The organism is Kribbella polygonati, assembly GCF_050320105.1.
In the GTDB taxonomy this organism is placed as follows: domain Bacteria; phylum Actinomycetota; class Actinomycetes; order Propionibacteriales; family Kribbellaceae; genus Kribbella.
Genome location: NZ_CP190129.1, coordinates 6,632,380 through 6,644,276, shown reverse-complemented (window position 1 = coordinate 6,644,276; position 11,897 = coordinate 6,632,380). Strand labels below are relative to the sequence as shown.

At 69.7% G+C, this 11,897-nt stretch carries 14 protein-coding genes; 9 read left to right on the top strand and 5 right to left on the bottom strand.

The features are described 5' to 3' along the window. Positions 1-18: 18 nt before the first annotated feature. The 5 genes from ACQHIV_RS31655 to ACQHIV_RS31635 all read left to right on the top strand — a co-directional run bounded on the left by ACQHIV_RS31655 (position 19) and on the right by ACQHIV_RS31635 (position 4,716). A complete protein-coding gene (locus ACQHIV_RS31655; protein WP_427887517.1) occupies positions 19-864 on the top strand; it encodes an NAD(P)H-binding protein in 846 nt (281 codons plus the stop codon). A 194-nt stretch (positions 865-1,058) separates the two neighbouring features. Continuing rightward, positions 1,059-2,045, top strand: coding sequence for an ABC transporter ATP-binding protein (locus tag ACQHIV_RS31650; RefSeq protein ID WP_427887516.1), 987 nt, complete (start codon positions 1,059-1,061; stop codon positions 2,043-2,045). Then, positions 2,045-2,857 carry an ABC transporter permease gene (locus tag ACQHIV_RS31645; protein WP_427887515.1) on the top strand — a complete coding sequence of 271 codons (813 nt, stop codon included), beginning with the start codon at positions 2,045-2,047 and terminating at the stop codon, positions 2,855-2,857. The genes ACQHIV_RS31650 and ACQHIV_RS31645 overlap by 1 nt, the downstream gene beginning before the upstream one ends. Beyond that, positions 2,854-3,648, top strand: a complete 795-nt coding sequence (locus ACQHIV_RS31640) for an ABC transporter permease (RefSeq protein WP_427887514.1) — start codon at positions 2,854-2,856, stop codon at positions 3,646-3,648. The genes ACQHIV_RS31645 and ACQHIV_RS31640 overlap by 4 nt, the downstream gene beginning before the upstream one ends. 18 nt (positions 3,649-3,666) lie before the next feature. Continuing rightward, positions 3,667-4,716, top strand: coding sequence for a DNA polymerase IV (locus tag ACQHIV_RS31635; protein WP_427887513.1), 1,050 nt, complete (start codon positions 3,667-3,669; stop codon positions 4,714-4,716). Here ACQHIV_RS31635 and ACQHIV_RS31630 read toward each other — a convergent pair. From ACQHIV_RS31630 to ACQHIV_RS31620, 3 genes are read right to left on the bottom strand one after another with little or no spacing between them, the layout of a single operon-like run. Beyond that, positions 4,713-5,690, bottom strand: coding sequence for a phosphotransferase family protein (locus ACQHIV_RS31630; RefSeq protein ID WP_427887512.1), 978 nt, complete (start codon positions 5,688-5,690; stop codon positions 4,713-4,715). The two genes, ACQHIV_RS31635 and ACQHIV_RS31630, sit on opposite strands and share 4 nt — an antisense overlap. Positions 5,691-5,694: 4 nt before the next feature. After that, positions 5,695-6,534 carry an amidohydrolase family protein gene (locus tag ACQHIV_RS31625; protein ID WP_427887511.1) on the bottom strand — a complete coding sequence of 280 codons (840 nt, stop codon included), beginning with the start codon at positions 6,532-6,534 and terminating at the stop codon, positions 5,695-5,697. Between the two features lie 13 nt (positions 6,535-6,547). Then, entirely contained in the window at positions 6,548-7,651 is a 1,104-nt protein-coding gene (locus tag ACQHIV_RS31620; protein WP_427887510.1) for a mandelate racemase/muconate lactonizing enzyme family protein, read from the bottom strand. Positions 7,652-7,722: 71 nt separating this feature from the next. Here ACQHIV_RS31620 and ACQHIV_RS31615 point away from each other — a divergent pair, with 71 nt between their 5' ends. From ACQHIV_RS31615 to ACQHIV_RS31600, 4 genes are read left to right on the top strand one after another with little or no spacing between them, the layout of a single operon-like run. After that, the gene (locus ACQHIV_RS31615) at positions 7,723-8,418 is read left to right on the top strand and encodes a GntR family transcriptional regulator (protein ID WP_427887509.1); all 696 of its coding nucleotides are present in this window, start codon (positions 7,723-7,725) and stop codon (positions 8,416-8,418) included. An 11-nt stretch (positions 8,419-8,429) separates the two neighbouring features. Next, a complete protein-coding gene (locus ACQHIV_RS31610) occupies positions 8,430-9,278 on the top strand; it encodes a fumarylacetoacetate hydrolase family protein (RefSeq protein ID WP_427887508.1) in 849 nt (282 codons plus the stop codon). Positions 9,279-9,312: 34 nt separating this feature from the next. Then, the gene (locus tag ACQHIV_RS31605) at positions 9,313-9,912 is read left to right on the top strand and encodes a class I SAM-dependent DNA methyltransferase (RefSeq protein WP_427887507.1); all 600 of its coding nucleotides are present in this window, start codon (positions 9,313-9,315) and stop codon (positions 9,910-9,912) included. Between the two features lie 9 nt (positions 9,913-9,921). Continuing rightward, a complete protein-coding gene (locus ACQHIV_RS31600) occupies positions 9,922-10,299 on the top strand; it encodes a VOC family protein (protein WP_427887506.1) in 378 nt (125 codons plus the stop codon). Here ACQHIV_RS31600 and ACQHIV_RS31595 read toward each other — a convergent pair. Next, positions 10,296-10,664 carry a hypothetical protein gene (locus ACQHIV_RS31595; protein ID WP_427887505.1) on the bottom strand — a complete coding sequence of 123 codons (369 nt, stop codon included), beginning with the start codon at positions 10,662-10,664 and terminating at the stop codon, positions 10,296-10,298. The genes ACQHIV_RS31600 and ACQHIV_RS31595 overlap by 4 nt on opposite strands. Further along, the gene (locus ACQHIV_RS31590) at positions 10,661-11,851 is read right to left on the bottom strand and encodes an alpha/beta hydrolase (protein ID WP_427887504.1); all 1,191 of its coding nucleotides are present in this window, start codon (positions 11,849-11,851) and stop codon (positions 10,661-10,663) included. The genes ACQHIV_RS31595 and ACQHIV_RS31590 overlap by 4 nt, the downstream gene beginning before the upstream one ends. Positions 11,852-11,897: the final 46 nt, after the last annotated feature.

The window sequence follows — 11,897 nt, the reverse complement described above, 5'->3', positions numbered from 1 at the left end:
ACTCGTACTCAGGAGTGGATGATGATTCTGGTCACCGGTGGGACAGGGACGGTCGGGCGGCCGCTGGTTGCGTCGCTCGTCGGGCGTGGGGCGACGGTTCGGGTGGTCGGGCGGTCCGTGACGGACGTGCCGGCAGGGGTCGAGCGGTTCGCGGCGGACCTCGGCGACCTGGGCAGCGTGGCGCCCGCGCTGAAGGACGTCGACGTACTGTTCGTGCACCCGCGGGCGGTCGGGGAGCAGGCGGCCGGGCTGGCCGCGCTCGCGGCCGAGCACGGCGTACGGCGGGTCGTGGTGATGTCGGCGATCAACGTCGACGACGATCCGGCGCTGCAGCCGTCGCGGTGGAACGGCGACCGGAACCGGGAGGTCGAGGCGGCGGTCGTCGCGGGCGGGCTGCCGTGGGTCGCCGTCCGGCCGACGTCGTTCGCGGCGAACGTGGCCGGGCTGTTCGGGGCGCAGGTCCGGGCCGGCGATGTCGTGCGGGCGCCGCACGGGGACTTCGCCGAGGCGTTGATCGACGAGGCTGACGTGTCGGCTGTGCTGGCCGAGGTGCTGGTGGACGACCGGTGGGACGGGGAGCGGCTCGCGGTCACGGGGCCGGAGCGGTTGACCCAGCGGGAGTTGGTGGACGTCATCGGTGCGGTTCTCGGGCTGCCGTTGCAGTTCCAGGAGGTGCCGGCGGAGGCCGCCGTACGGGGGATGGTTGCCAACGGTCTGCCGGAGGAGTTCGCCCGGGCGCTGATGGAGCGGTACGCGAAGGTCGTGACGCCGGCGGCGACGGACACCGTCGAGCGGGTTCTCGGGCGGCCGGCCCGGTCGTTCGCGGACTGGGTCGGGGCGCATCGGGAGGCGTTCCGGCGCTGAAACCTGCTGGACGACGCTTTCCGGGTCGGAATACCGTGGGGGTGGCAGCCGCACGTCGAAAGGACCCACAGGGAGCGATGTCGACATCTCGCCGAGACAAGGGTTGATTTCGGCTGAGGTGCGTGGCCTGCGCTCTGCGCGTTTGCGCGTTGACGCTGCCCGGTCCCGACATTCTCTCGAAAGCGGTGCGATTCGTGACGCCTGTTATCGCGGCACATGACCTGACCAAGACCTACACGTTCCACCAGCAGCGCGCCGGACTCGGCGGTGCGCTGAAGAGCCTGGTACGGCGCAAGTACGAGACCCGGCTCGCCGTCGACAAGATCTCGTTCACGATCGGCAGCGGCGAGGTCGTCGGACTGCTCGGCCCGAACGGCGCCGGCAAGACGACGACGCTGAAGATGCTGTCCGGTCTGCTCTACACGACCTCCGGCGACCTGGAGGTCCTCGGCCACACCCCGTCCGACCGCAGACCCGACTACCTGCGCCGGATCGCGCTGGTGATGGGCCAGAAGACCATGCTGTGGTGGGACGTCCCGGCGATGGAAAGCCTGCTGCTGCACAAGGACATGTACGGGCTGACCACCGCCGAGTTCGACCGGAACGTCGCCGAGCTCGCCGAGCTGCTCGAGGTCGAGCACCTGCTGAACGTGCAGGTCCGCAAGACCTCGCTCGGCGAGCGGATGAAGCTCGAGCTGATGGCGGCGCTCGTCCACGGCCCGGAGATCCTGTTCCTGGACGAGCCGACGATCGGGCTGGACGTGGTCGCCAAGGCCCGCGTCCGCTCGTTCCTGGCCGACGTGAACCGGCTCCGCGGCACCACGATCCTGATCACCAGCCACGACATGGACGACATCGAGGCGCTCTGCTCGCGGGTGATGATCATCGACCACGGCCGGCTCCAGTTCGACGGCGGGCTGGACGATCTGGTCCGTGCGGCGCGCCCGCGCAAGCTGGTGCGGGCGACGTACGCGACCCCGGTCGACGCCGGCCGGCTCGACGGGGTGACCGCGGTCTCCGGCACGACGGTCGAGCTCGAGGCGGACCGGGAACGCGCCGGTGAGGTGCTGGAGCAGCTGATCAAGCTCGGCCCGCTCGTCGACCTGGACGTCGCGGACGCCGACATCGAGGACATCATGCGGGACCTGTTCCTGCACCGCAGCACGCTCGGTGACGCCTGATGAGCACGCTCACGCGGAACCTCCGCGTCGTACGCCGGATGACGGCGGCCGAGATCGCGCAGCAGTCCGTGTACCGCGCGGCGTGGGTGATCTTCATGCTCGCGAACATCTGCGTGCCGATCATCTCGCTGCTGATCTGGCGGACCGCGCTCGCCAGCGGGGCGAAGCTGCCGGTCGACGAGCGGTACGTGACGACGTACTTCGTGCTGCTCGGGTTCGTCACGATGGCGACGTCGTCGTGGATGGCGGGGTTCCTCGCGCAGGACATCCGGCTCGGCAAGCTGTCCAGCTGGATGATCCGGCCGGCGTCGCTGCTGGTCGGGTTCGTCGCGAACAACCTGTCGGAGAAGTTCCTGAAGCTGATCGCACTGGTGCCGATGATCGGGATCGTGTGGTGGATCTTCCGGGACTCGATGAACATCGCGGCCGGTCCGGGACGCTGGGCGCTGTTCGCGATCAGCATCGTGTTCGGCGCGGCACTGACGTTCACGATCGACATCCTGATCGCGTCACTGGCGTTCTGGATGGACGACGTGAGCGCGCTGGTCCAGGCCCGCGTGATCGTGTCGAGTGTGCTGTCGGGTGCCGTCGTACCGCTGGCGCTGATGCCGTCGTGGTCGCGGGGGTTCGTCGACCACCAGCCGTTCCGGTACACGGTGTCGTTCCCGGTGGAGATCGTCGCCGGGCAGTTGAGCGGGCGGGAGTTGCTGGCCGGGCTCGGTTTCCAGCTCGGGTACGTCGTGGTGCTCGGCGTACTGGCCCGCGTCGTCTGGGCGGCCGGGATCCGCGCGTACTCGGCGGTGGGCGCATGAGGATCTGGCTGCACGTGAAGCTGTGGCGGCGGTTCTTCCTGCAGGCCGTCGTCCGCGAGACGCACTACCGGGCGCACTTCCTGACCACGTTGCTGGTCGGGCTGGTGCAGCTCGGGCTGGGGATCGTACCGACGCTGCTGCTGTTCGGGTTCACCTCCGAGGTGCACGGGTGGACGCGGGCGGAGGTGATCGCGCTGGTCGGCGTGTTCCAGATCGTCACCGGGCTGATCGCCACGTTCGTCGCGCCGAACCTGAACCGGATGACGACGTACCTCACCGAGGGCGAGCTGGACGGCGTACTGCTGCGGCCGGTGTCGAGCCAGTTCTACCTGACGCTGCGGTGGATCAACGTCGCGGAGCTGACGAACGTTGCCAGCGGCATCGTCGTACTCGTGATCGGGCTGGTGCAGGCCGGTCTCAGCTTCGGACCCGGGCAGGTCGTCCAGGCGTTGGTGCTGATGTGCTGCGGGCTCGTTTTGCTGACGTGCGTGTGGTCGGCGCTGGCGTTCCTGGCGTTCTGGCTGCAGTCGGTGAACCCCATCGGGATCGTGTTCCTCAGCATGGTGGAGGCCGGGCGGTACCCGTTGGTGTTCTTTCCGGTGGCGGTACGGACGTTCCTGACGTTCGCGTTCCCGGTGGCGTTCGCGACGACCTTCCCGGTACGCGCGCTGGCCGGCGACCTCGGGTGGTCACCCGTGGCGCTTGGGCTCGGGCTGTCCGTGGTGGCGTTGCTGCTGGTACGGCTGGTGTGGCGGCGCGGGGTGCTGACGTACTCCAGTGCGTCCAGCTGATGTGGTTACCTGTGAGGTATGAGCTGGTGGGTCCTGCACGTGGACATGGATCAGTTCATCGCGGCCGTCGAGATCCGGCGCCGGCCTGAGCTTCGCGGGCTGCCTGTCGTGGTGGGTGGTTCGGGCGATCCGGCCCTGCCACGACAGGTGGTCGCCACCGCGTCGTACGAAGCCCGCGCGTTCGGGGTCCATTCGGGGATGCCGGTGCGGGCGGCGTACAAGAAGTGCCCGGACGCGGTGTTCCTGCCGTCGGACCCGAAGGCGTACGACGCGGCGTCGGCCGAGGTGATGGACACGCTGCGGACGTTCCCGGTGGTGGTCGAGGTGTGGGGCTGGGACGAGTGCTTCGTCGGCGCCTCGACGGACGATCCCGAGCAACTCGCCGGCGACCTGCGGGCCGCCGTACTCGAACGGACCGGGCTGACCTGCTGCGTCGGCATCGGCGACAACAAGACCCGCGCCAAACTCGCCACGAACTTCGCGAAGGCCGCCGAGGAACGCACCGGCAGCTACCGCCTCACCGCCGCGAACTGGCGGGAGGTGATGGACCACCGCCCGGTCCGCGACCTGTGGGGCATCGGCGCCCGGATGGAACACAACCTCAACGAGCTCGGCCTGTCGACGGTCGCCGACCTCGCCGCGGCCGACGTCGACGTACTGAAGAAACGCTTCGGCCCCAAGATGGGCACCTGGTACGCCGCCCTCGGCCGCGGCCTCGGCGACACCCAACTCACCGACGTCCCCCGCGAACCCGTCTCCCGCAGCCACGAGGAAACCTTCCCCACCGACCTCCCCGACCGCGAGTCCGTCGAACGCGAACTCCACCGCATCGCCGTCGAGGTGACCGAGGAAGTCGTCGCCGAAGGCCGCACGATCCAACGCGTCTGGGTCAAACTCCGCTTCGTCAACTTCTATACCCCGATCAAGAGCCGCAAACTCCCCTCCCCCACCCAGGACCCCGAAGTAATCGCCACCACCGCCCTGACCCTCCTGGAAAAGTTCGACCTCCGCCGCCCCATCCGCCTGCTCGGCGTCCGCGTCGAATTCGTCCCGCCGGAGCAGGGCTAGGTGAGGTCGGCGAGGAGCTTTGACATGGTGTCAAAGCTTTGGTGGACGGCTTCGGGGTTGTTCAGGCGGTGGCGTTCCAGGCGGAGAGTTGCTAGGTGCCGGGCTTCGTAGAGGGTGGCTCGCCAGGTGGCGGGTGGAGTGGTGGTCAGGGGGCCGTAGGTGGTCCAGAAGGACTTGCGTTCGTCGGGTTTGGCTTGGGCCATGCGGATGGGCCAGTCGGCGGCGGGGTCGCCGAACTCGGTGCGGTCGAAGTCCAGGACGCCGGTGATGAGGGGTTCGGGGGCGGTGGGGTCGAGGAGGCAGTTGACGGTCCAGAGGTCGCCGGTGAGGAGGCGTGGTTCGCGGATTTCGTCGAGGGTGGCGCGGCCGCGGATCGCCAGGGCGGCGGCTCGTCGTACGTCGGTGGCGTCGAGGCCGGCGTGTTCCAGGTCGTCGGCGATCCGGTGGAAGCTGGTGATGACGGCGTCGCTCCAGCGTTCGTACGACGGGTTGTCGACGCGGCCGAAGGACGGGCCGCGTACGTCGTGCACGGTGCGGGTGATCGCGCCGAGCTGGCGGAAGAACGTCGTACGGCCGGAGCGTGGATAGCGGTCGAGGTGTTCCGGGGCGGGTACGCCGGTCAGGCAGGACTGGATCATCCAGTCGCGGTCGACGACGTCGTGCGACCAGTCGACGGCCAGCACCCGCGGCATCAGCGGAGCGATCGGGGTCAGCCACGGGACGCTCGCGTACTCGTTCCGCATCAGGTGCAGCTCGGACCTGAACTGCACGGCTTCCGCGGGCGCCACCCGCAGGATCACCGGCTCGGGCAGGTCGATCCGGTAGACGCTGTTGTAGCCGCCGTACCCCAGCTCCACTGCCGCCACCAGATCCGCGTCCGGTCCGAAGGCGCGGCGGCAGATCGCCGCGATCTGCGGCGCGGTCAGGCCGCGCTGAAACGCGTCCGGCTCGCGTTCGATCGCTCGTAGGTCCACCGGTTCAGAGGTCGTAGACGCGAGTGGCTGTGGTGCTGAAGACGGCCTGCTGGTCGGAGACGGACAGCGTGGAGGTGAGGGTTTCCGCGGCCGACACGACATCGGCGTACGACGCGGCCAGGAGGCAGACGGGCCAGTCGGAGCCGAACATGACCCGCTCCGGGCCGAACGCGTTGAGGACGACGTCTGCGTACGGCTGGAGGTCGGCGGGCTTCCAGGTCTGCCAGGGCGCCTCGGTGACCATGCCGGAGAGTTTGCAGGTCACGTTGGGGAGAGCGGCCAGCGCCTCCAACGAGGTGGACCAGGGGGTCAACGGATCGCCGATGACCGGCTTGGAGATGTGGTCGACGACGAAGGACAGGCCGGGCAGGTTGCGGGCGGCCTGGATCGCAGCGGGAAGATGCGGCGTCTTGGTGAGCAGGTCGTAGGCGAGGCCGGCGTCGGCGACGGCTTTCAGGCCGCGCTGGACGTCGGGTCGCAGCAGCCAGTCAACGTCCGGTTCGTCGTGGACCTGGTGCCGGATCGCCTTCAGGTACGCGCCGTCCGGGCGAGCCTGCAGCGCCGCGAGGGTGTCTGCGACGTCGGGTGCGGTGAGGTCGACCCAGCCGACCACGCCCGCCACCAGGTCGTTGCCGGCGGCAATCTCCAGGAACTCGGCCGTCTCGTCGAGCAGCCCGACGGTCTGGACGAGGACCGTCGCGGTGACACCGGCCGCCGCGGCGAGTGGTTCGAGGTCGGCGATCGAGAAGTTGCGCCGGATCGGATCCATCTCCGGACCGGTCATCCAGCTCTGCTCGCGGACGGTCAGGTCCCAGACGTGGTGGTGTGCGTCGACTCTGCTCATGCGCCGTACCTTCTCATCCGACCCGGCGGTCGTCGATGGCGTCCTGGTTCCAGTCGATGCCGAGACCCGGTACGTCGGGGGCGACCGCGTGCCCGTCGGCGATCTCCATCTCGGACGACGTGATCGCCCGCAGCTGCGGGATGTGTTCGACATACCGCCCGTTCGGTACGGCGGCCGTGAGGCTGACGTGCAACTCCATCAGGAAGTGTGGGCAAACCTCGAGGTTGAACGTCTCGGCCAGGTGCGCGACCTTCAGCCACGGGGTGATGCCGCCGATCCGGGCGACGTCGACCTGGATGATGCCCGCGCCACCGGCCGCGGCGTACTCGCGGAACTGGGAGACGGAGTACAGCGACTCGCCGACCGCGATCGGGATCGAGGTCCCTGAGGCCAGCCGGACGTGACCGGTGACATCGTCGGCCGGCAGCGGCTCCTCGAACCAGGTCAGGTCGACGGCCTCGAACGCCGCCGCCCGCCGGCGCGCCTCCGGGTACGTCATCGACTGGTTCGCGTCGACCATGATGTCCAGCGCCGGCCCGACCGCGTCCCGGACCGCGCGGAGCCGCTCGAGGTCCTCGTGGACGCGCGGCTTCCCGACCTTGAGCTTCACGCCCGGCCAGCCGGCCTTCTGCGACGCGAGCGCGCCGGCGACCAACTCGTCCGTTGTCAGGTGCAACCAACCGCCCTCGGTGTCGTACAGCGGGACCTGCTGCCGGTACCCGCCGGCCAACCGCCAGAGCGGCTCGCCCGCGCGCAGGCAGCGCAGATCCCACAGGGCCGTGTCGACCGAGGCCAGCGCGAGCGAGGTGATCGCGCCTACAGTCGTCGCATGCGTGGACCAGAAGAGATCCGACCACAGGGCCTCGACGTTGCGGGCGTCCGCGCCGACCAGCCGCGGCAGCAGATGGTCGCGGAGCAGTGCGAGTACGGCGGTGCCGCCGGTGCCGATCGTGTACGAGTACCCGAGGCCGCTCAATCCGTCCGCGGTGGTCAGCCGCACGAAAACGGTCTCCTGCTTGAGGAACGCCTGCACGGCGTCGGTCCGGACGGTTTCGACCTCGAGATCCACCAGGAACGCCTCGGCCCGGACGATCGCCGTACTCACATGAGCCTCCAAGATCCTATAGGATATTGCGCATCTAGATGCTGCCCCTTCACACTGGACGGGTCAAGCGGGAGGAGCGACAGGTGACTGATGCGCACGCAGGTCTGGCCGGGCAGCTCACCCGGCTGCCGCAGCGCCAGGTGCTGAGCGACGACGTGTACGAGACGGTCAAGGGCCTGATCATGGACAGCGTCGTCGAGCCGGGCACGCGGCTCAACATCGACGCACTGACCCGCGAGCTGGGCATTTCCCAGACCCCGATCCGCGAGTCGCTGGCCCGGCTGGAGTCCGACGGCCTGGTGATCAAGGAGCCGCTGCGCGGGTACCGGGTGTCGTCGCGGCTGACCCGGGACGAGTTCGAGGACCTCTTCGAGTACCGGCTGCACATCGAGCCGTGGGCGGCCGGACGGGCCGCGGAGCGGGCGGGTGACGACGACCTCGCCCGGCTCAAGGACGAGATGCTCAGCTACACCGACGTACCGGACCGTCCGTCGTACGAGAGCTACCGCGCGATGGCCGCGCACGACCAGCGGTTCCACGACCTGGTGCTGGAGCTGTCCGGCAACGAGACCGCTCGGCTGTCCTTCCAGCGGACACACTGCCACCTGCACCTGTTCCGGCTGTACTACGGTGGCGGCATCGCGACGAAGGCGTTGCGAGAGCACAAGACAGTGGTGACCGCCGTCCGCAAGGGCAACGCGGAGGAGGCGGCCGCGGCGATGCGGTCGCACATCGAGGCCTCCCGCGCCCGGCTACGGCCCATGTTCGACCAGTCCTAGGGAGACAACCTGTGGAACTGCTCCGCCTCGGGGCGGTCGGCGAGGAGCGCCCGTACGTGCGCGCCGCCGACGGCACCGTTCACGATCTGATCCCACTGACCGCTGACATCGACGGGGCCTTCCTGGCTGCCGACGGCATCGCCCGGACGCGCGCGGCACTCGAAGCCGGCGAGCTGCCCGTGGCCGACGTCGAGGGGCTCCGGACCGGCGCGCCGATCGCCCGGCCGGGCGCGGTGGTCTGCATCGGCATGAACTACGCGGCGCACGCGGCCGAGGGCGGCGCCGAGCCGCCGAAGCAGCCGATCGTGTTCTTCAAGCACCCGAACACCGTCGTCGGCCCGAACGACGACGTCCTCGTCCCGCGCGGCTCCGTGAAGACCGACTGGGAGGTCGAGCTCGCGGTCGTGATCGGCAAGCAGGCGCGGTACGTCGAGACCGACGAGGAGGCGCTCGCCTGCGTCGCGGCGTACACGGTCTCGAACGACGTCTCCGAGCGGACGTTCCAGATCGAGGTCTCCGGCGGCCAGTGGTCGAAGGGCAAGTGCTGCGAGACGTTCAACCCGCTCGGGCCCGCGCTGGTCCCGGCCGACGAGGTCGACCCCACGAACCTGAACCTGCGCTCCTGGGTGAACGGCGAGCCGCGGCAGGACTCGAACACCCGGGACATGATCTTCTCGGTGGCCGCGCTGATCCGCGACCTCTCGCAGTACATGGTGCTGAGCCCGGGCGACATCGTGAACACCGGCACGCCGGAGGGCGTCGCACTGTCCGGCCGCTTCCCGTACCTCTCCCCCGGCGACACGATGGAACTCGAGATCGAAGGCCTCGGCCGCCAGAAGCAGTCCCTCGGCAAGGCCTGAAAAACTGTCCCCGGCCGGCTCTAGGGTCGGCCGGGTGGACTATCTCGACGACATCAGCAGCTCGTACGACAACGTCGCCGCCTCGTACGCGGCCATGATCGTGGACGGCGCGGACTGGGAGGTCGAGGCGTTCGAGTTGCTCGGCAAGCTGGTCGCCGGGAGTGGGCGACCGGTGCTGGACGTCGGTTGCGGGCCGGGCCGTACGACGGGACTGCTGGCCGGGCGGGATCTGCCGGTGATCGGGATCGACCTCTCGCCGGGGATGATCGAGGTCGCCCGCCGCGACCACCCGGACCTCGACTTCCGGGTCGGCTCGATGACCGCGCTGGACCTTCCGGACAGCTCGGTCGCCGCGGTGGTGTCCTGGTGGTCGATCATCCACCTGCCGCGGGACGTCGTACCGCAGGCTTTCGCGGAGTTCCACCGGGTGCTCGCACCGGGCGGGTTCCTGCTGCTCGGGTTCCACGTCGGCGAGCAGTCCACCCACAAGACCTCGGGGTACGGCGGCCACCCGATGAACATCTACGTCCACCGCTGGACGGGGCCGGCGCTGACCGACCTCGCGGCCGCGGCGGGACTCACGCCGTACCAGGTGAGCGATATTCCCGAGGACCGGCTGCTGTTTCAGAAGTAGCCTCTGCGCATGACTTCTCGCGTGCGGACCGTGACGTTCGATGCCCACAATCCCTACGAGCTGGCCGGCTTCTGGCTGCAGGTCCTGAAGGCCGAGCGCCCTGACGACGACCACCCCGGCGACCCGTACGCCGCGGTCCCCGCCGACGGGATCACCGTGCTGTTCGAGCAGAACAACGACGACAAGGTTGTGAAGAACCGCGCCCACCTCGACCTGGTCCCGGACACCAGCCGGGACGAGGAGGTCGCCTGGCTGCTCACGCTCGGTGCCACCGTCGCCCGCGACCACCGCGACCCCGACGGCAAGGGCTGGGTCGTCATGCAGGACCCCGAGGGCAACGAGTTCTGCGTCCTCCGCAGCGAATCCGAACGCGCCGCGACCTCCTAAAGCTCCGGGGTCTCCCCGGACAGGGTGATGCGCCAGTCCGTCGCCCACGCGTGCACCGTTACGTCGTACCCGTCCCGCTCGGCGGCGACCCGGTAGTGCCCGTCCTCGGGCGGTACGACGTCCACGCTCCACCCGCGGGCGCGGAACGCCGCCGCCGCGGCCGCCACCTCGGCGACCGGATCCGGCGCGTTCGGGTTCCCGGTCTCCACCGTCACCCGCGACACCGTCGCCGGCCCACGACCGTCGAACAGTACGCCGGGATTCACCGGCCCCGGATCACCCGTGACAACCGGCCGCTGCCCCGGTACGACGGCCTCCGCGACCGCCACCAGCTCGCCCCGCAGGAACTCCCGCTCACCAGTCATCGTCGCCGTCCTTCCGAGCGTTCGCCGCGGGAGGCGATGGTTGCCTTGACCTGTGTGACGGCCGACGTCGCGGACGCGACCGACGGACCGGACAGGGCCGCGACGCCGTCGAACGCCGCCGCCGCACCGTCGCGTCCTTCACGCCGGCCGCCGCCCGACATCCCGTCACCCAGCTCGACTCCCTGGTGCCGACCGCCGGTGATCTTGTTGTACAACGTCGACACCGCGTGGGACAGCTTGTTCAGCGGCACGGCCCACCCGAGCTTGGTCTCCTCGCCGCGGCTGGTGTCCGTGGTGGTGACCGCGTTCAGGTCGCCCCGGACCACCCGGCCGACGTTCCGCAGCGCCTCGCTGTTCTGCCGGTAGTACTCGTTGTGCCAGTGCACCGACACCGGGTCCTGGCCGTGCGGGTCGGCGGTCGCCATCCGGATCGCGTCCGGGAACGTCGCGGGATCCGGCCCGTGCCACTCGGAGTACGACACGTAGTCCCCGGGCGCCCGCTCGGTGAACAACCGCGTCGGCGGCTGGACGAAGTCGGCGGCCTCGTCGACGTACTTCTCGATCCCTGGCGACCCGGTCAGCACCAGCCGCGCCGGGCGGGCGCCGCATTCCATCACCGCCTCGGCCGCCACGTCGGTGCCGTACGAGTGCGCGACGACCGTCACCTCGGCCTCGTCGTCCTTCAGCTCGTCCAGCTCGTCCAGGCACTCCGCCAGCCGCGGCCCGCCCTCGATCGCGGCCTCCTTGCTCGCCGCCTCCTCGAGACCCGCCGGCGAGTCGTAGTCGAACCACACGACGACAGCGCTGTCCGGCCCGGCCTCCTGCCGGATCAGCTCGCCGCGGTCCGACTGCCCCGGGAACGTGTCCAGGCTGTTCCCCATCCCAGGCACCACGACCGCCAGGTGCCTCGCGTGCTCCAGATCGCCGAGCACCTCGACCGCCCGGCCCTTGCCGTCGGCGTCGACCTTCAGGAACTGCCGCGGCCGCTCGACCTCGACCACGTTGCCGCCGGCATCGACCGAGGTGGTCTTGACCGGGACGAGCAGCTTCGTGACGGTGTCGAGCCGCTTCCGCTCGTCGTCACTCGCCGTACCGGCGTCCACCGCCGCCTGCAGGCGGTCGCGAGCGCCGACGAGCAGCTCGTGATTCGCGCGGAACCGCTCGGCCAGCTGTTCGGACACCGCCATCGTTACTCCCCGTGACGTCCGGTCCACTGGGGGCGCGGGACCGGGT